This is a genomic window from Filimonas zeae (genome assembly GCF_014641615.1).
Classification (GTDB): Bacteria; Bacteroidota; Bacteroidia; order Chitinophagales; family Chitinophagaceae; genus Filimonas; species Filimonas zeae.
This window is the reverse complement of record NZ_BMIB01000001.1, coordinates 1,561,917-1,586,072: the sequence shown is the minus strand read 5'-3', so window position 1 is coordinate 1,586,072 and position 24,156 is coordinate 1,561,917. Positions and strand designations below refer to the sequence as shown.

The 24,156-nt window shown below is 44.1% G+C and carries 21 protein-coding genes and 1 tRNA gene; 7 read left to right on the top strand and 15 right to left on the bottom strand.

Translation table 11 applies throughout. From position 1 onward, the window contains the following. Positions 1–54: 54 nt before the first annotated feature. The gene (gene rpsO / locus IEY13_RS06340) at positions 55–327 is read right to left on the bottom strand and encodes a 30S ribosomal protein S15 (RefSeq protein WP_146837519.1); all 273 of its coding nucleotides are present in this window, start codon (positions 325–327) and stop codon (positions 55–57) included. A 137-nt stretch (positions 328–464) separates the two neighbouring features. Continuing rightward, positions 465–1,148 (bottom strand): cell division ATP-binding protein FtsE, encoded by a 684-nt coding sequence (locus IEY13_RS06335; protein ID WP_188951088.1) that lies wholly within the window; start codon positions 1,146–1,148, stop codon positions 465–467. Between the two features lie 174 nt (positions 1,149–1,322). On the opposite strand from IEY13_RS06335, the gene IEY13_RS06330 reads away from it, so the two are divergent. Both IEY13_RS06330 and IEY13_RS06325 read left to right on the top strand, forming a co-directional pair. Further along, the gene (locus tag IEY13_RS06330; protein WP_188951087.1) at positions 1,323–1,682 is read left to right on the top strand and encodes a BlaI/MecI/CopY family transcriptional regulator; all 360 of its coding nucleotides are present in this window, start codon (positions 1,323–1,325) and stop codon (positions 1,680–1,682) included. Positions 1,683–1,701: 19 nt separating this feature from the next. Next, positions 1,702–3,027, top strand: a complete 1,326-nt coding sequence (locus IEY13_RS06325) for a M56 family metallopeptidase (protein ID WP_188951086.1) — start codon at positions 1,702–1,704, stop codon at positions 3,025–3,027. Positions 3,028–3,072: 45 nt separating this feature from the next. Here the strand turns inward: IEY13_RS06325 and IEY13_RS06320 are convergent, their stop codons facing one another. After that, on the bottom strand, positions 3,073–4,242 hold the full coding sequence (locus IEY13_RS06320; protein ID WP_188951085.1) for an AIR synthase related protein: 1,170 nt from the start codon (positions 4,240–4,242) through the stop codon (positions 3,073–3,075). A 105-nt stretch (positions 4,243–4,347) separates the two neighbouring features. Here IEY13_RS06320 and IEY13_RS06315 point away from each other — a divergent pair, with 105 nt between their 5' ends. Then, a complete protein-coding gene (locus IEY13_RS06315) occupies positions 4,348–5,280 on the top strand; it encodes a bifunctional riboflavin kinase/FAD synthetase (protein WP_188951084.1) in 933 nt (310 codons plus the stop codon). Here the strand turns inward: IEY13_RS06315 and holA are convergent. Then, positions 5,277–6,281 (bottom strand): DNA polymerase III subunit delta, encoded by a 1,005-nt coding sequence (gene holA, locus IEY13_RS06310; protein WP_188951083.1) that lies wholly within the window; start codon positions 6,279–6,281, stop codon positions 5,277–5,279. The genes IEY13_RS06315 and holA overlap by 4 nt on opposite strands. Positions 6,282–6,398: 117 nt before the next feature. On the opposite strand from holA, the gene IEY13_RS06305 reads away from it, so the two are divergent. Together IEY13_RS06305 and IEY13_RS06300 are read left to right on the top strand one after the other, a co-directional pair. Continuing rightward, positions 6,399–7,385, top strand: a complete 987-nt coding sequence (locus IEY13_RS06305) for a DUF8428 domain-containing protein (protein ID WP_188951082.1) — start codon at positions 6,399–6,401, stop codon at positions 7,383–7,385. Between the two features lie 78 nt (positions 7,386–7,463). Next, on the top strand, positions 7,464–8,645 hold the full coding sequence (locus tag IEY13_RS06300; protein ID WP_188951081.1) for a sensor histidine kinase: 1,182 nt from the start codon (positions 7,464–7,466) through the stop codon (positions 8,643–8,645). A 17-nt stretch (positions 8,646–8,662) separates the two neighbouring features. Here IEY13_RS06300 and IEY13_RS06295 read toward each other — a convergent pair. The 3 genes from IEY13_RS06295 to IEY13_RS06285 form a co-directional block, all read right to left on the bottom strand. Next, positions 8,663–8,748: transfer RNA gene (locus tag IEY13_RS06295), tRNA-Leu, on the bottom strand. A 98-nt stretch (positions 8,749–8,846) separates the two neighbouring features. After that, on the bottom strand, positions 8,847–9,338 hold the full coding sequence (locus IEY13_RS06290; protein ID WP_188951080.1) for a DUF4442 domain-containing protein: 492 nt from the start codon (positions 9,336–9,338) through the stop codon (positions 8,847–8,849). Between the two features lie 38 nt (positions 9,339–9,376). Next, positions 9,377–10,360, bottom strand: a complete 984-nt coding sequence (locus IEY13_RS06285; RefSeq protein WP_188951079.1) for a GlxA family transcriptional regulator — start codon at positions 10,358–10,360, stop codon at positions 9,377–9,379. A gap of 116 nt (positions 10,361–10,476) precedes the next feature. On the opposite strand from IEY13_RS06285, the gene IEY13_RS06280 reads away from it, so the two are divergent. Beyond that, positions 10,477–11,052: a dihydrofolate reductase family protein gene (locus IEY13_RS06280; RefSeq protein ID WP_188951078.1), complete on the top strand. Its 576-nt coding sequence runs from the start codon at positions 10,477–10,479 to the stop codon at positions 11,050–11,052. Between the two features lie 71 nt (positions 11,053–11,123). On the opposite strand, the gene IEY13_RS06275 is transcribed toward IEY13_RS06280, so the two are convergent. Next, positions 11,124–12,881: an ABC transporter ATP-binding protein gene (locus IEY13_RS06275; protein WP_188951077.1), complete on the bottom strand. Its 1,758-nt coding sequence runs from the start codon at positions 12,879–12,881 to the stop codon at positions 11,124–11,126. 236 nt (positions 12,882–13,117) lie between these two features. Between IEY13_RS06275 and IEY13_RS06270 the strand changes: the two genes are divergently transcribed. Next, positions 13,118–13,504 carry an HPF/RaiA family ribosome-associated protein gene (locus IEY13_RS06270; RefSeq protein WP_188951076.1) on the top strand — a complete coding sequence of 129 codons (387 nt, stop codon included), beginning with the start codon at positions 13,118–13,120 and terminating at the stop codon, positions 13,502–13,504. Between the two features lie 57 nt (positions 13,505–13,561). Here IEY13_RS06270 and IEY13_RS06265 read toward each other — a convergent pair whose 3' ends face one another. The 7 genes from IEY13_RS06265 to IEY13_RS06235 all read right to left on the bottom strand — a co-directional run bounded on the left by IEY13_RS06265 (position 13,562) and on the right by IEY13_RS06235 (position 24,134). Then, on the bottom strand, positions 13,562–14,332 hold the full coding sequence (locus IEY13_RS06265) for an MBL fold metallo-hydrolase (protein ID WP_188951075.1): 771 nt from the start codon (positions 14,330–14,332) through the stop codon (positions 13,562–13,564). A gap of 16 nt (positions 14,333–14,348) precedes the next feature. Beyond that, a complete protein-coding gene (locus tag IEY13_RS06260; protein ID WP_188951074.1) occupies positions 14,349–14,591 on the bottom strand; it encodes a Clp protease/crotonase-like domain-containing protein in 243 nt (80 codons plus the stop codon). Positions 14,592–14,867: 276 nt separating this feature from the next. Next, positions 14,868–15,965 (bottom strand): type IX secretion system outer membrane channel protein PorV, encoded by a 1,098-nt coding sequence (gene porV, locus IEY13_RS06255; protein WP_188951073.1) that lies wholly within the window; start codon positions 15,963–15,965, stop codon positions 14,868–14,870. Between the two features lie 28 nt (positions 15,966–15,993). Beyond that, entirely contained in the window at positions 15,994–18,693 is a 2,700-nt protein-coding gene (locus IEY13_RS06250; RefSeq protein ID WP_188951072.1) for an MBG domain-containing protein, read from the bottom strand. A gap of 38 nt (positions 18,694–18,731) precedes the next feature. After that, positions 18,732–19,445 (bottom strand): hypothetical protein, encoded by a 714-nt coding sequence (locus IEY13_RS06245; RefSeq protein ID WP_188951071.1) that lies wholly within the window; start codon positions 19,443–19,445, stop codon positions 18,732–18,734. A 142-nt stretch (positions 19,446–19,587) separates the two neighbouring features. Then, entirely contained in the window at positions 19,588–20,919 is a 1,332-nt protein-coding gene (locus IEY13_RS06240; RefSeq protein ID WP_188951070.1) for a beta-helix domain-containing protein, read from the bottom strand. A 47-nt stretch (positions 20,920–20,966) separates the two neighbouring features. Beyond that, entirely contained in the window at positions 20,967–24,134 is a 3,168-nt protein-coding gene (locus IEY13_RS06235; RefSeq protein WP_188951069.1) for a TonB-dependent receptor domain-containing protein, read from the bottom strand. Positions 24,135–24,156: the final 22 nt, after the last annotated feature.

Here is a 24,156-nt window from a genome sequence, read left to right as displayed (position 1 = left end):
TCCCAACCGTCGTAATTGTCAGTTGGGAATTGCTTTTTACATAGCTGTAATAGTTTATTTTCTGAGACCCAGTTTCTCAATCAGAGCGCGGTAACCTTGCAGGTTGTGCTTCTGCATGTAAGCCAGCAGTCTTTTACGCTGACCTACCATTTTCATTAAACCGCGTTGAGTGGAATGGTCTTTTTTATTTGCCTGTAAGTGTTTGGAAATGCTGGAAATACGCTCGGTTAAAAGAGCTACCTGGCCTTCGATAGAACCAGTGTTTTCAGCTTTACCACCGTAAGTTGCAAAAATTGTCGCTTTCTTTTCTTTAGTTAAATAAGGCATCTCACTTTTTTTTAAAAAACATCCAAGTTGACTTCTTCTATTTGGAACGCGAAGGTAGGAAAAAAAATGCAACGGCAAAATATAATATAAAAAATCCGGATAGGAAAGCATCCATCCGGATTATAAAAATACATTATTTATACAGGCACCGCACTGTCTAATACCCGGCTCCTTTCTGTTTTCAGCATACGGGATGGATAACGGTTAATTACAATAAAATCGTGGGTGGCCATTACAATAGCGGTACCATAATCTTTACAAATCTGAAACAGCAGCTGCATAATTTCATCACTGGTTTCAGGGTCCAGGTTGCCCGTAGGTTCATCGGCCAGTATCAGTTTGGGAGAGTTTAACAATGCGCGTGCTATATCTACACGCTGCTGCTCTCCACCACTCATTTCAAAAGGCATTTTAAAGCCTTTGCTTTTTAAACCAACCTTATCCAGCACATCATTAATCTTCTCTTCAATCAGCTTCTCGTCTGTCCAGCCGGTGGCCTTCAGCACAAAACGCAGGTTCTGGTGTACATTACGATCGGTCAGCAACTGAAAATCCTGAAACACCACGCCCAGGTTACGGCGTAGAAAAGGCACTTTTTTCCAGTCCATTCCCTTTAAATCAAACCCGGCCACATTAGCCACGCCTTCTTTTAAAGGCAATTCGCCATACAGTGTTTTCAGTAAGCTGCTTTTTCCGGTACCGGTTTTTCCTACCAGGTACACAAACTCTCCCCTTGCAATGTTAAAATTCACATCCTGCAATACCAGGTTACTGCCCTGGTAAATATTTACATCGCGTACAGATACGACAGTTTCGGCCATAAAATATTGGTATCAGAATTAATGGGTATAGTAAACAGGCTTCAAAGTTAACGGCTCCGGCCCATTTCACATACATAATCTGTCATCAAAAACGTTGCCTGTTCTTTATAACTAAAAAAATAGTTGTTCAACTAAAAACATAGTCATATCTTCGACTAAACATTTAGTTATACAATGAAAACGCTTACAAAAGCAGAAGAGCAGGTAATGCAGGTGCTGTGGAAGCAGGAAAAAGGATTTCTGAAAGACATAGTAGAGGCCATGCCGGAACCCAAACCTCACCCCAACACTGTAGCTACCCTGTTAAAGATATTGGTGGAGAAACAATTTGTAAACACAGAAACCGTAGGACGTATGCACCTGTATACGCCGGCAGTAACCAGAGAAGCCTATTCACAAACCAGCCTCACCGGCCTGGTAAAAGGGTACTTTGGCGGCAGTTACCGCCAGGCAGTATCTGCCCTGGTAGAAGACAACAAGCTTACGGTAGAAGATCTGGAGCTGCTGCTGGCTCAGTTAAAAAACAAACCATAATCGCACTTAAAACATTCCTATGCCAGCCATAGTTCTATACCTGATAAAAGTAATTGCCTGCTCCGGCGTTTTAATGGCGTATTACTGGTTTGCCCTGCGGGATAAGCAGTTTCATCAGTACAATCGATTTTATCTGCTATTTGCCGCTGCCGGCAGCATGCTATTGCCACTGATACAAATAGAATGGTTTGTGCAAAGCCACAACGCAACCGCTGTAAAACTGATGCAGGTAATATACACAACCGGCACGCACACCTACATGCCCGTTGCAGTAAACTGGTGGTATATGCTGGTAATAGCCATTACAACAGTTAGTTTGCTGATGCTGCTGAAACAAACGGTGGGTATGCTGAAATTAAAACGGCTGAAACAACGCTATCCTCACAACAGATACAGTCAGGAGTTTTTGTTTATAGAAACCGATCTGCCGCAGGCGCCCTTTACCTTCTTCGACTGGCTGTTCTGGCGCAACGACCTGGATACCGGTACTGAAACCGGGAAACAGATACTGCTGCACGAAATCACCCATATTCAGCAAAAACACACCTGGGATAAACTGTTTATGCGCATAACCCTGTGCTTTTACTGGATGAACCCTTTTTTCTGGCTGCTGCAGCGTGAGCTGTATATGGTACATGAGTTTATTGCAGATAACAGGGCCATTGCCAATAAAGACGCCGGGGCCTTTGCAGCCATGCTGCTGAACTCCAGCCTGGGTAAATTTCCCTACCCTATTGCTCAGCCATTTTTTTACTCACCTATAAAACGAAGATTAACCATGTTTACAACTTCAAAGCAACCCCGCTACAGCTATGCAAGACGCATGATGGCATTGCCTGTAACCGGCATTATTGTGTTACTGTTTGCCGTTAGGGTAAAAGCAGAGCATTTGCAACAGCTGAATAAAGCTGCTCAAACGAGCACGCATGCCGAACAGCAGGATACCACAAAGAAAGCGGGTACCTCAAAAGCCGGCAAAGCCACTTTTACAGCTGAACCTCAGCAACGCAAGTCCGTAACAATAAAAGTACGCTCTGCAGGAGAGAAAGAGGCAACCACTATTCTCAATGCCGATACTGTAACCATTGAGTCAGCCGCACAAAACAAAGTAGTTTTAACCGGAGAAGTGGTAATGGTAAAAGCAACAGGCACTTCTGCCAAAAAAGCAAAAACAGGACCTGAACCGCTGTATTACATTGATGATGTATTGGTTACAAAAGCTGATATGGAAGCTTTAACCCCCAACAGCATCGAATCCATTAACGTACTGAAAGATTCAGAAGCCACCTCGCGTTACGGAGCAGCGGCTGCGAATGGCGTAATTCTGATCTACACCAAAAAGTAGCAGAATTCTGTAAAATACGCGTTCGAAAAGCAGGTGGATCAGTTATTAATAACTGATCCACTGGCCGTTTACAAACAGTTCTAATGATTTCTTTTCAGCAGCTTCTACTCTGCCAATTATCTTTCCTTCAATACCCAGCTTGTTGCCTTCGGCAATCATTTTCTCCGCAGAAGCCGCATCGGTAAATATCTCCAGGCGATGGCCCATGTTAAATACCTGATACATTTCACGGTCATCAGCGCCGGAATTTTCCTGTATCAGCTGAAATATAGGAGGAGGCGTGAACAGATTGTCTTTAATAATTTTTAATGGCTGAGGCAGGTATTTCATACACTTGGTCTGGCCACCTCCACTACAGTGAATAGCGCCATCAATAGCATCAAAATACTGATCCAGCAGTACCTTCATTAAAGGCGCATAGGTACGCGTAGGACTCAGCAGCAGTTTACCCACCGATAACTGCTCCCCATTTATTTCCAGGGTATCTGTCATGCGACTTTTACCTATATATACCACCTCATCTTTCAAAGCAGGTTCAAACGTTTCGGGATATTGCTGCGCGTATACCTTGTTCAGCACATCATGCCGGGCGCTGGTAAGCCCGTTACTGCCCAGGCCGCTGTTGTATTCCTGTTCGTAGGCAGCCTTGCCGTAGCTGGCAAAACCTACAATTACGTTACCGGGTTTAATCTTATCATTTGTAATTAAACGGTTGGCAGGCCAGCGGGAAGTCATGGTGCCGTTTACTGCAATCGTACGCACCACATCGCCCACATCAGCAGTTTCCCCACCCAGGTAATGGATGTTTACGCCGTATTTCTTCAGTTCGTCAAAAAACTCCTGAGTACCGTTAATAACCCCCTCCAGCACTTCACCCGGTATCAGGGTTTTATTACGGTCGATGGTGGAGGAAAACAGGAGATTATCGGCAATACCCACGCACAGCAGGTCGTCCAGATTCATCGCCACTGCATCCTGTGCAATCCCTTTCCAAACAGAGGCATCACCGGTTTCTTTCCAGTACAGATAGGCCAGAATGCTCTTGGTACCCGCCCCATCTGCATGCATTACGTTTACCCAACTGTTATCGCCGCACAGGTAATCAGGATATATTTTGCAAAAGGCATTGGCATATAGCCCCTTATCCAGTTTCTGAATAGCTGCATGTACCTCTTCTTTCTGGGCGGAAACTCCACGTTGCGCGTATAATGACATTACTTTGTAGCTGGTTAAAATCTTGAAATTGCCGCAAAGGTAGTCAGAAACTCAGAATCTGCGAAGCCCGGTTTCAAACGAATCATTTAGTTTTGTAGATATTATATGCAGGTACATAAGGACATTACTCAATTACCGGCTTTTAAAAATGCGGTAGTTACGACAGGCACATTCGACGGCGTACATACAGGACACCAGCAGATTATTGCGCAGCTAAAGGCGGAAGCAGACCGTGTAAACGGCGAAACTGTTATTATTACCTTCCACCCCCACCCCCGTACCGTTGTAAAACACAACCCTTCAGCAGTACATTTACTCAATACGCTGGACGAAAAAATCTGGCTCCTGCGCCAGAAAGGCATCGATCACCTGGTAGTGGTTCCTTTTAACGAAGCTTTTTCCAATCTTTCCGCACACGATTATATTCACGATTTTTTATATACCCGCTTCCGCCCCCATACAGTTATTATTGGTTATGACCACCGTTTTGGCAAAAACCGCCAGGGCGATTATCACCTGATGGAACAAAAAGGTGTGGAACTAGGCTTTGTAGTAAAAGAAATACCCGAACAGGTATTAAACGAAGTGGCCATAAGTTCTACCCGCATAAGAGAAGCCATTGCACACAATGATGTTATTACCGCCAATTACTGCCTGGGATACCCCTATTTTTTTGAAGGGCTGGTGGTAGAAGGCAACCGCCTGGGCCGCACCATTGGCTACCCTACTGCCAACCTGCGTATTCAACAGGAAGAAAAACTGGTGCCGGGCAATGGCGTATATGCTGTTACCATAAATATAGCAGGAGAAATATTGAAGGGTATGATGAACATTGGTGTGCGCCCTACCGTAAACGGCGTTAACCGTACTATAGAAGTAAACATCTTTGATTTTGATAAGGATATTTACGGCCAGGTACTACGCATAAACGTACACCACTACCTCCGTGGCGAGCAGAAGTTTAATGGCCTGGATGCCCTGAAAGAGCAGCTGGCCCACGACCGTAGCCAGGCAATAGAACTGCTGCAGCCGCTTTAGTTGTTCAGCATCATTTTTACCAGTAACTCCTTTAACAGGTCCGCATCTTCCGTACCTGCATCGTCAATACCAATACTGCGCAGGTTGTATTTATGCAATAGCAGCAATACCCGCTCAGTGCTTCTGAAATCGTAATTACGGGCTGCCAGGGCATAGTCTTTGGCAAAGAAAGGGTTAATACCCAATGCCGAGGCTATACTACGCTCATCTTTAGAAGGCAGCGCAAACACCATAAACACCTTACTGAAGAAATTATATAAAGCCGGTAATATCATTTGAATAGGCGCCGCCTTGGGGTTGGCCTCAAAATACTTCACAATCCGTATGGCTTTAGGCAAATCCTTTTTCACCACCGCATCCTGTAACTCAAATACGTTAAACTCTTTGCTAATGCCTACAAAGGTTTCAATATCCTCTTCTGTAATCTCCTTACGGCCGTTCAGGTTAACTGCAATCTTCTCCACCTCATTCTGCAAACGGCTTAAGTCGTTTCCTATATGATCTACCAGCAGCAGTAACGCCCTTTGGGTAATAGCCAGCTGATGCTTCTGCACCATCTGCCCCACCCAGTCTGGTAACTGGTTATCATACATTTTTTTGGTAGTCAGCGTCTCGCCTTTTTGCTTCAGCAGTTTGGCAAATTTGGTGCGTGCATCTACCTTCTTTTCTTTATAGCTTACTACAAATATGGTTGACTGCTGCGGATTATCAATATACGCCTCCAGCTTCTCCACATCGCGCATCTGCTGTGCTTCTTTCAGCAATACCACCTGCCGCTCGGCAAACATGGGGTAACGGCGGCAGGCATTTACAATTGCCGTCCAGTCCGCATCCCTTCCGTAAAATATAGTTAAATTGAACCCCTTTTCGCTTTCGCTCATAATGTGGTGCTCTGCGTAATTCACCACCTGATCAATAAAATAAGGCTCATCGCCTTCCAGCCAGTAAACGGGTTTAAACTGTCCTTTTTTCCACTCCGAAATAATCTTTTCTGCAGACATAGAAAACAAAGATAAAGTATGCCCGCTTTACCCTTCCCCTTTTTGGCATGGTTTTGGAATTTTTGGGCTCAGAACTTACTTAAATTAATTTATTATTGACCCAAAATTGCATCGTATATGAGTTACGCAAACGAACCTACCCCAACACCAGGAAAGCGTCCTGATTCTAAAAACGATAACAGGAAACTGATCTATGGCGCACTGGTTGTGTTGTTATTAGGCACATGGGGATACATTATTTATGACAAAAGCAAATCTCAAAACGACTTAAACCAGTTACAAACGCAGTTTACTACAGTAGACTCGGCACGTAACTCCATTCAACTGGAGTATAATGATGCCCTGGCACGTATGGACTCGCTTACTGGTGACAATGCTCAGTTACAAGGCTCTCTGGCTGAACGTAAAACAGAGATTGACAAACTGAAAGGTGAAATCAGGAGCATTCTGAAAGACAAAAACGGCGATCTGTCAAAGGCAAAAAGTAAAATTGCTGAGTTGAATGGCAAAATCAACGATCTGATGACAGAAGTGGAAAGACTGAGAGGTGAAAACGAAGTTTTAACTGCTTCTAACCAGCAGTTAACTACTGAAAGAGACACGTTAAATTCTCAAAAGCAGCAGATTCAGCAATCTCTGACCACTACCCAATCAGAAAAAGACCATCTGGCAGATGTGGGTTCTACCCTGCATGCTTCCAATATCAACATCACTGCTATTGATGTTAAAGGAAGCGGTAAGGAAAAAGCCACCACTACTGCAAAAAGAGCCGATCTGTTACGTATCTCTTTCGATCTGGACGAGAACAGAATAGCTACCAGCGGCAGCAAAGAACTGTATGTTTGTATGACGTCTCCCGAAGGTAAACCAGTATCTATTCCAGCTTATGGCAGCGGTACATTTACTACCCGCGAAGATGGCGACAGAGTATACACCAACAAAGTAAACGTACAGTATCAGCAAGGCAAACGTACTCCTGTAAGCTTCGACTGGAAGCAGGATGGCAAGTACGAAACCGGCAACTACAAAATTGAAATTTATCAGAACGGTTACAAAATTGGTGAGGGCGTAAAAACCCTGAAGAAAGGTGGTTTATTCAGTTAATCAGTATTCCCCTTTTTCGATATATAACCACAGGAAATCCCGCACACTGTTGCGGGATTTCTTTTTTATATTAGAAGCATGATTCAGGCATGGTTGAACTGGCGCAACGGACTGGTAATAATGGCTACCGCAATAGTAATTGCAGTAATCTTCTATTCGCAATACCTCTCTCATAAGCTGGAAGCAGACGAAAGAAAAAAAGTAGATGCATGGGTAGAAGCGCAGAAAGCCATCCTTACCAGTAACGACGGTACCACGCTGGCGCTGGCTGCTAAAATATCGCTGGAAAACACAGATATACCCATTATTGAAACCAACGAAAGAGATAGCATTACCGGTAATTATCTTAATCTGGATAGTACACGGGCAGCCCAATCTGCAAATTACCTTCCCAACATGGTTGCACGGTTCCGGAAACTGCACCCGCCTATTGTAGTTGTATTGAAAGAACAGCCCCTTCAAGCCAATAAATATTACTATGGCCGCAGCTTTCTGCAACAACAACTGCGCTACTACCCCATTGTTTTTTTATTAATCATTGCGCTGTTTACCACGCTGGCCTTTCTGTTTATGAAAACCAGTTACCAAAGCACACAAAACCAGCTTTGGGCAGGCATGGCCAAAGAAACAGCCCATCAGTTGGGCACCCCTGTTAGCAGCCTGCAAGGCTGGGTAGCAGTTCTAAAAGAAGATGAAAACAGTTTGCCCTTTGCGCTGGAAATAGAAAAAGATGTAAATCGCCTGCAACTGGTTACCGATCGGTTTGGTAAAATAGGCAGCACCCCGCAGCTGGAACAGAAAGATATTACAGAGCAGATTGGCAACATGCTGGATTACATGAAAAAACGGGCGGGCAACCATGTGGTATTTTCTTACAGCCACCCCTCCCATCCGGTGTTTGCTACCGTATCTGCTCCACTGTTTGACTGGGTAATAGAAAACCTGTTAAAGAACGCGCTGGACGCCATGGAAGGCAAAGGTTTTATAGAACTAAAGCTTCAGGAACAGGGGCAAAAAATATGGATTGATGTAACGGATACCGGCAAAGGCATACCCCAGCAAAACCTGAATAAGATATTCCAGCCCGGCTTTACCACCCGCAAAAGAGGCTGGGGCCTGGGCCTTACCCTTACCCGACGCATTATTGAGCAATACCATAAAGGGTTGGTGTTTGTGAAATGGAGTGAACCCGGTAAAGGCACTACTTTTCGTATTATACTGGACAATCCGGCAATAGCAGAAACGAAAAAACCCACGTAATACGTGGGTTTTTGTTGTGCGGCGAATCAGATTCGAACTGACACGCCCGGTAAAAGGCGCTACCACCTCAAAGTAGTGCGTCTACCAATTTCGCCATCGCCGCAGTTCTGTTATTACAGGGGGACAAAAGTAGGGGGAAATTGATGTTATTCAACAACATCTGGCAATTTTTTTTATAACACTTTGCGCCTTTGCGTGGTATTATCTAGCCTTAAAAGTCCAGGTAATCCGGAATTCCGCTACCACTTCTCCTTTATCGTTTACACCGGTACTGGTAACCGTATAAGTTTGCGGCTCCTGCTGTGCTACAGCTGCGGTTACAGCAGCTTCCAGCAACAACCCTTCCGTACAGGTAAACATTGTATGCCCGGTAGCCTTTTTACGAAAATCGGCCCTCATATCCAGCACCAGCATAGCAACTTTTGCACCGGCACCACGTACGTGTAACATGGCCAGCGCCCCCGTACTTAACTCTGCCGCCATAGCCAGGCAGGCAAAATAAGTGCTTTGAAAAGGATTACGTGTAAACCATTTATAAGGAACTGTTACCGTGCAGGCTTCTCCATTCAATGCTTTTACCCGCACACCTGAAAAGAAAGCCGCCGGCAGATAACGCAGCAGAAACAAAGAAAACTGAAACCGGTTGGTAGCTATCTTTCTAAACTGTTCTCTGGCATGCAATCCTTTATCCATATATCAGCTTTTTATCTAAATATATCGTTTATTATCCATCAGGCCTCCAGCACCTCGTTATTGTATTTGTTACGGTAATCCTGCGGAGACAGGCCGGTAATTTTTCTGAATACCATTCTGAACGATTTGGTATCACTATAACCTACTTCATACATCACTTCATTCACATTCTTTTTTCCTATCTCCAGCAACTTTTTGGCAGCTTCCACCTTCACACGTTGTATATACTCTGCCGGTGTATTATTGGTAGCCTTTTTAAACCGGCGGTCGAAATGCCGTCTTCCTATGGCAAACTTCACAGCCAGCTCATCTACAGATATTTTTTCCGATAAATTATCCTCAATAAACTCCTGCGCCAGTCTTATAGGTTCATCTTCATGCTTTTTTTGTCCGTTGAACATGATAAAAGGCGACTGGCTTTTCCTATCTATTTCCAATGCAAACAGCTTGGCGGTAAGAATGGCAATTTCGCGGCTGGTATACTTTTCTACCAGATACAACAACAAATTCCAGTACGAAGTAGCGCCCCCGCTGGAATACAGACCCTTTTCTTCGGTAATAATACGGCCGTCTACCAGTGTTACCTCCGGAAACATTTCCCTGAACTCAGGTGCCGTTTTCCAGTGGCTGGAACATTCCTTTCCATTCAGCAACCCCGTAGAAGCCAGCAAAAAAGCCCCCACACATAAACTAGCCACTTCTGCTCCATTGCGGTGCTGTTGCACCAGCCACGGAATATAGGCGCTGTTCAGTTCCAGACTCCGCTTTAAATCAACACTGCCCAACGCAGGAATAATAATAAGATCTGTTTTCTTCAGATCGTAAATGGTGGCATCCGCATGTACCGAAAATAATCCGTTATTCAAAGGCACATCCTTGCGCAGCCCTATCAGCTGTACCTGAAACAGCGCAGGCTTACCTGCCGCCTCCAGAAAATCATTTACCGTGGCAAAAAGATAGCGGGGATCAGCAATCGACACCAGCACGGCCTCTTCGGGCACCAGAATAGATACATGTTTCATTATAGGGCTCCGTACTTTACTGGCTGTAAAATAACAAAAAAGTCGCATCCGCCCCCGGCACAGGTCTGGTTCTGCCCCCAAACCGCAGCTTTTCCCGCTTTAGTTTTACAATTGCTATGCGTAGAATTATTGCCTCCGTAAATCTTACCCTTAACGGCTATATGTCTGGTACCGATGGCAGCCTGGACTGGCACTTTCCATTCTGGGATGAAACCATGACGGGTTATAGCTACCGGCAAATGGATAATGTAGATACCCTGCTGCTGGGGCGCCACACCTATCAGTCCCTGGCAGGCTATTGGCCGCAGGCTGTTAACCGGTCATCTCCCTCTGAAGCAGATATTGTATTTGCAGACAGAATGAATACTTATCAGAAACTGGTGTTCTCCCGCACTTTGTCTCGGTTAAACTGGTACAACAGCACATTAATACAGAAAAACATATTTCAAACGCTTACAAGCCTTAAACAGCAGCCCGGTAAAGACATGATGATACTGGGCAGTGGCAGCATTGTGCGCCATCTTACGCGCCTGCAACTGATAGATGAATTCTGCCTTTTTATTCATCCGGTAATATTAAGCAATGGTATTGCCCTGTTTAAGCAAAAAGAAACAGCATACCTGCTACAGTTACAAAACTGTACGCCCTTACCCAACGGCGTAATCGTAGCTACTTATTCCCCCAAAACGTAAATACCTCCGTTACAACCTGCAACAATTTTGTAAAACATTGCAACTGATAGATATAGCCAGAAGCCTGCTTGCTACTCTGCAATAACGGTTCTCCGCTCCCCTATTTGTTGCCGCCACATAGCATAATACAATCCTTTCTTCTCCACCAGCTCAGCATGGGTGCCTGTTTCTGCAATATGCCCCTTCTCCAGTACTATAATCCGGTCTGCATGCATAATGGTAGAAAGGCGGTGTGCTATCAATATGGTAATCTGTTCGCGCATGGCAGATATAGTGCGGATAGTATCAGAAATCACTTCTTCTGTAAGAGAGTCCAGTGCCGAAGTAGCTTCATCAAATATCAGCAACCGCGGATGCCTGATTAAAGCACGGGCAATGGATATCCGCTGCCGCTCTCCGCCAGACAGCTTTAACCCTCCCTCTCCCAACCGTGTATAAATGCCCTGGGCAGAACGCGCCAGCAAAGCATCGCAGGAGGCTTTATGCAATGCCTCCAGTACCTCTTCATCAGTAGCATCTGGCTTTACAAACAGCAAATTTTCCTTTATAGTACCAGCAAACAGCTGTGTATCCTGCGTTACAAAGCCAATCTGCCTGCGCAGGGGGTTAAAACGGATATCTGCAGACGATACTCCGTTAAAATAAATATGGCCCTCCACCGGCTTATAAAGGCCTACCAGCAGCTTTACCATGGTAGATTTGCCCGAGCCCGAAGGCCCTACAAAAGCAATAGTTTCACCCGTTTTAACAGTAAACGAAATTTCATCAATAGAATTTTGTGTGGCTGTTTTATGCCGGAACACCACAGCATCAAAACGCAGCTCTTCCAGCGGCCCAATCTCCACAGGCTCCTCCGGCTTCTGCTCTACCGGCTGGTGCATCAGTTTATCAAACAACTGTATAGAAGCCTCCGCTTCACGATACTGCAGAATAATATTGCCAAGATCCTGCAAAGGCACAAAAATAGAGGTGGAAATAAACTGCATAGCAATCAGCTCACCCGTAGAAAGTACATTGCGAAAAATCAGCCACAACAAGGTAAATAATATAGACTGGCGCAGCACATTCAGCGTAGTACCCTGCAAAAAGGATAAGGTACGTACCTGCCGCGTCTTCTGCATTTCCAGGTTAAATATCTTCTGTGTAAACAAACGCAGTCGTTTAATTTCCGGATAAGTAAGCCCCAGGCTCTTCACCAGCTCTATATTCCGGAGCGATTCGGTAATAGCGCCCGACAATTGCAGTGTTTCCCGGTTAATATTGCGTTGTACTGTTTTCATACGCTTGCTCAGTAATCCTGTAAGGCCACCCAGCACCACAATACCTATAAAAAATACCGGAATCAATGCCCAGTGTTTTGTTATTGCATACCAGATCAAAAAAGCCATGCCTACTATAGAGGTAAACAGAATGTTGATGAGTGCGTTAATAAACCGCTCGGTATCGGTTCGCACTTTCTGTAACACAGCCAGGGTTTCACCACTCCGCTGGTCTTCATACTCCTGAAACGACAGGCGCAGCGTTTGCTTCAGGCCGTCATTAAAAACCTGTAGCCCAAACTTCTGCACCACCAGCCGCATCGTATACTCCTGAAACGACTTTGCCACCCTGGCCAGTAAAGCCACTCCAACAGCCAGCCCCATCCACTTCAGTACACCGTTAACCAGTTGCTCCTGCGTTTTATGGGTGGTATTATGTGCATAATCGTCAATAATCTTCCCAAAAATCATAGGGTCAATCATGGTAAACACCTGGCTGGCTCCTGCCAGCAATAACGATAATAGCACCAGCCATCGGTGAGGCTTCAGATACATCCATAATATGCGCATAATCTGGTAAGGCTTTTGTTTTGTGCAGCAGGGCGGCCACCCGCTGGTTTACAGCAGGTTGCGCTCAAAGATTACGCCATAACCTGGTCCGCATCGTTAGCACCTGCCTGTGGTACGTAAGGTACAACCGGGGTGGTTGCGCCACAAATATCCGTCTGTAAACATCTGCATACCGGCAAACTTAACAGGCATCCACCTGGCACAATTACTGTGCATTTCTACAAAAACAGTTACTTATGGACATCATAATTCAATCGTTAGGCTTTACTACAGGCGAAACACTCGACGGATTTATCCGCGAAAAGTTAAATGCACTGAAAAGTGATCGTATTATCCGCGCTGATGTAACACTGTTCAAAGGCCCCGAATCAGAACCGGAAAACAACTATTGCGAAATAAGACTGGAAGTTCCCGGCTACGACCATTTTGTAAAGAAAACCGGTCCCTACTTTGAACCAGCCGTGAGTGAGTGTGTAGATGTGCTGAAAATGCAGCTGAACAAAGCAAAAGATAAACATACCGACAGCCGCCAGGCAGACGCCATAAAAGTGCAGGATGCTATTTTACAGGCAGAAGAAGAAGCAGACGACTCTGATGTAGAGCTGGAAGATGTAGTGAAATAACATGTACAGTAAACAAAAACGTTACAGGTTAACGCCTGTAACGTTTTTTTATTGGCCTTATAAACCAGTGATATGGTAAACAGCGCTTTCCTGATACCGGGAAGCAACCGTTACAGTAGTGCGCCCTGCACACCCGGCAAACAGGTCCTGTACCAGCTGTGGGCAATTGTTTTCCTGCGAAAGATGTGATAGTAATAAATGACTCATGTAGTCTGCACGGTGAGTAGTAAACAGCTCCAGCGCCTGTTTATTAGATAAGTGCCCCTTGCCCCCGCTGATGCGTCTTTTCAGAAAGTACGGATACCGGCTATTTGCCAGCATCTCCTCGTCATAATTAGCTTCCAGAAAAGCGGCATGACACTGCCTGAAATGGTTTACCAGTTCATCGCAGGTAACACCAATATCTGTAAACACCCCAATACGAATGCCGTTACGCGTAATCATAAAGCTATGCGGGTCAGCTGCATCATGCGCTTTAGGAAAAGCAAGCACATCCAGTTCACCAATAGTTACCGTTTCAAATGCACGGAAAGATTGTACAGAAAGTAGCTGGTCAGATAACCTGCCGTGCACCAATGTTCCGTCAGTTATGTATACTGGCAAACGATATTTTCTGGAAAGTACCGGAAGCCCCCTGATATGATCGGAGTGTTCGTGAGAAATAAAGATAGCCTTGACATTTTCCAGCCGCAGGCCCAGGCGGCTCATTCGTTTCTCAGTTTCCCGGCACGAAATACCCGCATCAATCAATACAGCCTCCCGTTCACTGCCTATATAATAGCAGTTTCCATTACTTCCCGAGTTCAATGAGGCAATAAATAACGACATTACCTGCAAGGTAAAACTATTTCCCTACTCCATCTGCTTCCGACTTTTTTTGTTCTTTGGCAGCTCTGGCCAGCATAAAACGCGCTACCTTGTACTGCTTTTCATACAACATTACCGATTCCCTGGCTGCGGCCAGCTGATGCATAAAGCGGTCATGCGAAGCCTCCAGGTCTTGTCTCATTTTCTCTGCGGCCTCAGTGTCCAGGCGCCTTAGAAGGTCCTGCATTTTTTCATGAGCCGATCTGCTGATTGATGTCATAGGTCTTTCCTATTTTATACCTCAGTTTTTATACTATATAGATATAAAAAACCTGCTTGTAGTAACACCCAGGCAGGTTAACAAATTATGAACAATGATTTGTTATGCAGCGGTTTACGCTAAGTGCAGGTGTAGTAGCAGTTAAGGTTAGCAGTATTTTAAGCTTTTTTTACAGTTGTATTATTTTTTTATTAACTCCTGCATATTACCTTTAACCTGTTAATTTTTGAAACTTATATACGGAGGCCGTTTTCCAACGGCCTCCTTTTTTATTTCTCATCTATTACCCCAGCCAAAAATCACACCCAGGCGCACCGTATTTACATATGGATTCCTGTTCGCCTTATCTCCCGTAGGCACTACGTACGACAGGTTAATGGAAGCAATATCAAACTGTAAGCCCACACCCGTAGTAATATACTGCCAGTGTCCTTCGGTAAACGAATGGCTGCGGTAACCTAAACGCAGATACAGCTTTTCCAGATAATTATATTCAGCACCCAAACCAAACTGCCAGGCTTTATTACCAAAACCGTCAAACCAGCTGTTAACTACCCCCTTATTATAATACCCGGGTAAATCCTTGCTGTCAGCAGGCATCTCAGGCACCAGTAATTTGTTCACGTCGCCACCAATCAAAAAATGATTCCTATCATCCCATGCTTCCCGGTAAGCAAAGCCCAGATTCAGGCTGGCAGGTAAATACCCTTTAGCAGCAGCATTATCGCTGTACGAGATTTTACCGCCCAGATTAGCCAGTGTTACACCGGCTGTCCAACCTTTATTGTTTTCTTTAATACCATTGTAATAGAAAGACAAATCCGCAGCTACTGTATTCCCCCTTTTATAGTTTTGACCGTTTACCTGACCAGATACCAGTCCGGAACTGATGTAACGCAGCGTTGCTCCAACACTTAAAATACTATTCAGCTTACGTGCATACCCCAGATCAAAAGTAAACTCATTGGGATGACTCGTCTGCAACTTGTTGCCGTTGTAATCAATCACATCCACATTACCCATATCAAAATAACGCAGTGAAGCGCCTATAGCCTGTTCATCAGAAAGCTGATGATAGCCCGATAAAGCAGCAAGCGACATATCATCTGCTACATCCTTCATCCAGGGAGTATAATTAGCGCTCGCACCTGACTTTTTCCTGGCAAAAACAGTTTTTGCCAGGTTATAATATACAGCACTTGCATCAGCTTCAGTAGCAATAGCCACATCGGCCATCCCTCCCGCTTTAGCATCCGGAGAAATTTGTAAAGAAGGTGCTGCTGCATTGGTTATGCTTAAAGTGGAATTCTGTGCCTGTGCTGTCCCGGCCATCAATAAAACCAATCCCGCAACACCTGTATATAATTGTTTCATATTCGTTCTCATTTAATCACTTGATGTATTAACGTACTACCGCTTTGGATTTTAAGATAAGACTGCCACCTGCCACACGCAATGGATACACACCTGGCATAAGTCTGCTTACGTTGATGTGATAAGTATTAAAGCCCTTAGACAGGTTAACCGGCATATCCAACACTTTTTTACCTGCTGCATCAAACAACTGAATAGATACTTTGGCAGCAGCCTGTACATTTACAGTTATTTTTAACTGACCAGGTGCATCACAATAAGACAGTAACTCGTCCTGCCCGCCACCGTTGGCAGAATTAATAGTAAATACTCCTTTGTTATAAACTATATCGTAGTTAGCAGCTGCAGCACCACCCGCAACAAGTTCATAAATACCAGCAGGTGATACCGTTAAAGCGGAAGTACTGATAGCTGGTTGCGTAGAAAGAACAGAAGCATTATCTCCGTTAACAAAGCCGGTATACCTGGCACGAAACACCGGGTTAGTTGTACCCTGTACTTTAAAAGTATCTACAGGCGCAATAACCAGAAATGCCTTTCTTACAGTAAGCGTTTGCACAACCGGTTCTGCCGCTACATAGCTGATATTACCAGGCTGGATCGCTGTTATAGTAGCAGTGCCTGCACCCGTAATTCTGATTTTAGAGCCCACAATAACAGCCACATCCGTATTACTGCTGGCAAGTGTTACAGGTAAACCGGAAGTGGCAGTAGCAAGTGATTCAAATTCTGCCTGTCCGTAATCTTTAACAGAGATATTGGGGAAAGAGATCACATTGTCCTTCATTACCAACTCAACAGTAAGATTGCCGGGTACATAGGAAATACTGTAGTTAGCGGAAACAGCTCCGGCTACGTTAATAGGGTAAACACCCGGTGCAGAACCGGTAACGGCAGTAGTAGTTACTACCGGTTGCTCCTGTAGGGCGTTGGTATTAGTATCACCGTTTACAAACCCCTGATATTTTACTGTCAGTTGAGGATTAGCAACCTCCTGCTTTCTGGTTTTATCTTCAGCAATAATGGTTAACGCTTTTTTCTGTACAGTCAGCATTTGCGTAGCAGTAATTTCTGAATAGCTGGCGGTTCCAGTAAACAACGCTTTAATATCAGCAGTACCGGCGCCGGTAATTTTAATCTTACCATCCACTACCTGCGCAACAGCAGGATTACTGGTAGAGTAAATCGGAGTTACAGCCGAAGTAGCGCTGGCTAGTGGTACCAGGTCAGCATCGCCATATATCTTAACAGAAAAAGGCTGGAAGCTTACTACCGGCACCTGCTTGTCAACTACTGTAAGCGTTTTAGAAACAGAACCAGCTTTAAAATCAGCATTCTCTTGCTGCGAAGCTGTAATAACAGCTGAACCCACACCTGCAATATGTATAACACCATTACCATCAACAGTTATTACTGCCGCATTGGAACTGCTGTATTCAATAGCAGCAGAAGAGGTACTGGTTACACCTGCATCAAAATCTGCCGAACCTATAATTACCGTTGTAGGAAAAGAAGCCGGAAAACTCAGCACAGGCTCAGACCTGGGCACCTTTACTGTAATAGTTGCTTTAACAGTGTCTGCAAAATAAAATGCATTCTCTGCCTGAATAGCTGAAATTTCAGCTACTCCCGGTCCGGCTACATGTACCATACCCGAATTATCCACCGTAACCACCGCTGTATTGCCGGATAACCAGGTAATAGCACCGTCCGACTTACTGGTTACTGATACAGAAAAATCTTTATCACCCGTAAATACCTCAGCAGGCACCGGTGCGGCAAAAGCCAGCGCCGGCTGCTGCCGGGGAGGCGCAATAGTAACAACAGATCCATCTAATACAATAAGCTCATCGCCTTCACCACCTCTCGGGTCTACGGTATTCACTACAGTTCCGTTCAGTCCGGCCCATTTGCCGTCAGCAGAACTGCTGTTACCAGCAACAGATCCATCCACATTGTACTGAACAATATTACGGATACCATTGGCGTTTGTGTTAGGCACAAGAGCTGCCCATGCCTTATCTACTCCTTCTACACTGGCTTTATAAAAACCAGCAAAAAGCAGAAAAGATTCATATTCAGGATTTCTCGTATCAAATCCGTCATTTTCTATAATAGCACCTGAAACGGGTCTTGCTGTTACGTCATCAGAATCATACAGCATTACAAAATTACCAGCCTTTGCTCCGGCAGCAGCAGTACTTCTGATAGCTGTACCGCCATTATCGGCCGAACCAAAATTTTTACATCTTACCAGACTGCTGCTATAAAATACCGTTTCCAGATTCGTATTTCCGGCGCCGCTCACGTTTATCTGCAATCTTATATCTGTATCTTCCATAGACATGTATGAGCTGGAAATAACAACAAACCAGTCTGTATATTCCCCGTTTGCATCTGCCGTAAACTTTCCTTTCATCGTTTCATATGGCAATACATATAACCCGTTCTCTTTTATCAGATAATTAGCCGACCCTGCGTTTGGATCAGACACATCCTGATAATCGGGAATCAGCGAAACATCATAAGAATAAGCACCACCAGCCTGTAACCCACCCAGCTTTGCACGGAACACATAGGGTATTACACTCCCTCCGATAAATCCATTTCCATACATGTACTTCGGTACAAGTATTTCCGTAAAATGTGTAGTTACCTGACCGTTAACAACGCTTCCTGAACATACTATCAGGAACAGGTAAAAGGCAGTTAAAAAACTCTTTTTCATCAGTAATTTTATTAAGTAAAAGCGGGTTTATACAAAAATCAATACAACGCAGTAAAAGAAACAGTCTCTCCGGATTTAGCCAGCTGATAAATATTGTAATCTTCAGACATACTATTAAATGTTAAGGGAGCAAAGCGGCGCGAAACAAGTATTTCATCTGTAGACACATCCGTTACATCATAATACACATCCACTAACCTTTTATAAACAACGGTAGCCCAGTTAGAAAACTGGTATTTATGTATCATACAGCTATCTGAAACTGCAGAAGAAGCAGAAGTATAGAGCCTTACTTTTATACGCTCCGGCCAGGCCTCGTCGCTATAAGTAAACTGAAGCTTTGTATATCCTAAACCTGGTAAGGATACACTATCAGGTAACACAAGAAAAGGTACATTACCGGCTTTTGCCTGAAAAACAGTAAGTAGGTGTGTAACCTTTTTACCAGCCTCAGGCTTAAAATTTATATTCGCCACTGCTCTTTGTAAAGGCAGCTGTTCTATTTTCACAGGAATGGTTATACTATCCCTATAGGGAACCGTAACAGGCACAATCAGATTACTGATTGAAGGAGTCAGTAATCTATCGATGTTGCCATTTAAACTAAACTGAAAACTCATAGGCTCAGCCGTAACAGCAGCCACGCGAAAATTAATGCGTGCAGTTTCTTCCACCTCAATTCCTTTACTGCATCCCGCACAAAAAAACAATACAAAAGCTAAAACAAAAGCACTTCTTAATTTCAACAACATATAATTATAATTTCGATAAACCTCTGTCTCAAAAAACTGAAATGGAAAACATACATAAACCTCGCCCCGGCAACAGTTTTAATAAAAGGCACACTTTCGTGTGCCTTTTACTTTTTCAAAGGATGATAAGTACATCAAAAAACTAGAAGTTAACAACGTAATCAAACCTTGTCCAGTTTGCAGTCCACTGAGCCTGAGTAGGATGGAACGCACCACGGTAACCAGTAGCATCATTGCCGCTGGTAGCAGCAGGAGTACCGGAAACAGGTCTGAAATCAGTATAATCCCATGGGCTAACCAGCTTAACGCTATCATAGCCACCATTCAGGAAAGTGGTATTGGTAGCAGGCAGTGAGGTTACGTCCAGGAAAGAAGTTCTGTAACCCTGAACCAGGTTGTGAGTAAAGTTCAGAGAAGCAGTATCTCTTGTAAAGTTGCTCTCGAATCTTGCACCGTTAGGGAAGCCCTGGAAAATAGAGTTAGTTACGGTCAGGTTAGTTCTTCTGCGGAAGCGGGCACCGTTCAGGAAGCCTTTAGCAGTTGCAGTAGCAGTATCTCTGATACCCAGAATAGTTACGTGGTTGAATTTAGGGAATGACTGTGGAGTATCAAATGAACCTGAACCGTCGTTATCAGCTTCGATACCGTTAGGATCAGATGAATAAGCACTCTTGTTAGGATTCAGAACTGACAGTGAATAAGAGATAGTACCGCTATAACCAAAGTCAGTATCGTAAGAATCGTCATCAGCACCCAGAGCAACCAGGTGGAAACCATTTACAGAACCACCAAAGAATTCGAAGGCATCATCTCTGCCATAAGAAACCTGAATGTTAGTAAGAACAGTAGCGCTACCTACACCACCGCAGGTAAGACCATTCAGTTCATTGTTTGCAGAAATAGAAGCACCTGCATACTCAATTCTGGCGTAGTTAATAACACCAGAGTTGTCAGCAGTAGTAGTACCACCATAACGCAGAGAGTCCAGCGTAAGACCGCTACCTACAGGCAGTGTCAGAGAAGCATCAATACCTTCAATTAAAGGATTGCTTTTGTTAACCAGTGCTCTGCCTAACAGTACAACACCACCCCAGTCACCAGGAGCAGGAACTGCTTCGTTAGAAGTAAATACAACAGGGTTAGTAGCAGCACCGTTAGCTCTTACTTTAGCACCTCTTAATACAATCAGGGCAGAAGCATCAACCGCGGTAGTCTTTTTAATACCCTTAATCCAGGTACCGGCAGGAATAGTCAGGGTTTTACCTTTAGCCACAAACACTTTACCATCAAGACGGTAAAGTGTGTCTTTAGATAAAGTACGGTCAGTGGCAATAACACCTCTCAGCGTGTCAACGCCCAGGTAGGTTGGCTCAGCAGTTAAAGAACGATCATTAACAGCCTGGTCCATGTTTTTCTTACAGGCAACGGAGCTTAAGGCAACAATCGCTGCCAGGCCCATAGTGAATTTGTTCATAAGTGTGTTTTTAATTTTTGAAACTTATATATGCCCTATCATCCTTTTTAAAACTTATAGGTGAGCACAAAACTGTAGTTGGCCCCTCTTTTTACTTTATAATTAACAAAATCAACATCCGGATTAAATTGTATTCCCTGGGGGTCTGTATTAGGTGCACTGGAACCACCATTAGCATCATTGGTTGCATTGCTGTAAATAATAAACGGCTGGTTAAGAATATCAGCAGCATTCAGGCGCAGTTCCATCTTCTGTTTAACCAACCAGAAGTTCAGCTGCAGATCCAGCACATCTCTCGGATTTTCATATTGCACCAGCCCTTCCTGAGTTCCTCCATATATAATACGACGACCAAATCTGTTGTATCCGATATTGAAACCAGCAATCTTCGATTGATAATTCAAACCCAGATTCAATACATAAGGAGATAAACCCTGCACCGGCCTGTCGCTTTCCACCTTTACTCTTTTCATCTGATTGGTAGGAGTATCCAATCTTTCAGCATAGGTTTCAATTCTTCCTTTCAGATAGCTGAAATTACCGCTCACATACAGGTTCCGCAAAAAGCTGCCTTCCCCTATAAAAGAAAGCGATTTTCTGATATCCACCTCTACACCCCTCACATACGCTTTATCCAGATTAGCATACTCAACACTGTTAGAAGGATTACCTTGTATAAAAAACCGCTCTACCGGATTAGTAAAATCCTTGTAAAAGAACGACACAGAAGCAACCTCACTTCCCGAAGGATAGTATTCAATCCGCGCATCATAATTTTTAACGGTGGTAGTTTTAATACCGTAGTTGCCATATACAAACAACTGCTCAGGAAAATCATAATAAATAAATGGAGAGCGCTCTACAAAATCAGGTCTGGCCAATGTTTCTCCGTAAGAAGCCCGGAAATTCATCTTTGGGCTTATATTATAAATCAGGTTTACAGAGGGCAACCAGCTTTTCTCAGCCGGCAGGTTTCCTGTAGTAACAGAATCAGCACCAGACTTCAGCATATAGGCCGTATTCATTTTTATCCGGTTATTTTCATAACGCAATCCGCCGGTAATACGCAGTTGCTGCATTATCCTGAAGTCGCCCATTACATAAACGCCATCCAGCTTCTGTTCACCACTATATCCATCTCCTGTTGAATTATCATTCGTATTATAGGTAGGATAATAAGTAAGATGCTTTGCCAGTAAATTCTGTTGAGATACAATAACATCATAGGGCAATCCCACCTGTTTAGTGGCCCATATACCATCCGTTGCCACGTCCAGTACACGAAAACCAGTGCCATTATAATCTGCTTTTCTATCTGAAAAGGAATAACCTGCTTTAATCTGCTGCGCATTCTTCAGTATAGAAAAAGGCACACTTACATTTACCCCCGCATTTTTGCGTGTCTCTTTTAATGCAGAGGCAAACAAGGCCCCCCATATAATGGGCCGCTCTTTAAAATTATAAGAATAGTTAGCCTCCTCATCCCTGTTAACACCTCTGATGTATCTGGTATCGGGCTGATCGCGGGTAAGCCTGTTTACATCGGCAAACCAGTCTACACGAAACAGATTTCTGCCAATTATATGTTCCCCCTCCAGTCTGTTCAGTATAATTTCGTTTACAAGTACATTAGAAGTGGTGTTTCTTACAAAGTCACTGGTATTAAAATCTCTGCCATTATCATAATCAAACTGGCTGCTGAATCTGCGGTTATACAGGTTTTTAAACGCCAGCTTGTGATTAGCCGTTTTAAAAGCAAGGTTAGCAATACCTCCAATAGTAGTTGTAAAACGGTAGCGTTCAGTTCTATAATCTGCATTAGAGATATTACGTTTTTCCCCTTTTTCCACAAACTGTTCGTTACGATAAGTAGCGCCACTCGTAAACCCCAGCGAGGAATTATGCTTTAACCTGAATATCATTCCGCCTGCCAGCTGATAGTTCTGAACCGGCGCATACCCATATTGGTAATACTTCCACCGGTTAGGAATCTGGCTGCCTACTTTGGCGGTATAATCCAGATCATCGCTATAAAGCGCTTTTATATAAGGTGCCCCCTGTAATATAGTACCATACCAGGTACGATCTTTTCCTTTTGCACCCAGATAATCACTTCCCAAACGCTTATGATCCATCATCATCTGTCCGCTGGAAGCAGCGTTAAATCCCGAACCAATAGTTACATCCAGAAAGTTACGCACAGGCACATCCCGGGTATTGATTTGTACAAAGCCACCCGAAAACTCACTCGGCATATCCGGAGAAGCCGTTTTGTTAATCACAATATTATCAATAGATGCACTCGGCACAATATCAAAACTAAAGTTGCGGCGGTTAGGTTCTGTACTGGGTAGCATAGCACCGTTAATCAATACGTTGTTATAACGATCACTCATGCCACGGATAGTAATAAACTTATCGTTCTGTACCACCACCCCACTTACTCTTTTCAGCACCTGAGCTGCGTTGTTATCAGCCGTAGCACGTATCTGTTCGGCACTGATGCCATCACTGATAGCCACATTATTCTTCTGCTTCACATATAAAGCCGCAACACTCTCTTTACGCATACCGGCAGACACCATTACACCCGATAAAGTACCGGCCTGCGGTGTCAGCAGCACATCCAGATTAATAATAGCATCATCGGCTTCAACCACCACATCCGTAATTCTTTTACCTTGATAACCTATAAAAGAAATCTCAACAATATACTTCCCAGGCTTCAGCGGCAAAGAAAACTTTCCCTCCAGATCCGTAGCCTGCTTTACCTCACCGGCCGATACCGTAGCTCCGCCTACCGGCAACCCCGATTTCTGATCCAGTACCTGACCGGTTACATGTTTTTGTTTCATCGCTTCTTTTCCTTTCTGCACACCAATATTTTTATTCGGCATCAGTGAAAACAGCAACCCCGATCTATCGTGTAGCTGTTGTAGTATTCCACCCAGCGTACCGTTTTTAACCACCAGAGAATCCACTACCACCCCCTGCATTAAGCCGTTATCAAACGTAAACGTATAGGAAGTCTGTTCCTGTAACGACTGCAGCACAGTGGCCACATTTGTATGATAAAAATTACCCGAAACCTTTTCTTTTAAGGAAGCCCATCCACTTTGCGCCCAGGCGCTGTTACCACATACCCATATACATACCAAGACAAGTAGCCCTTTCCACCCCTTCACAGAGAGAAAACCCTTTTCAAAAACGGCCATAAAGCTTTAGTTTCTTTTATTT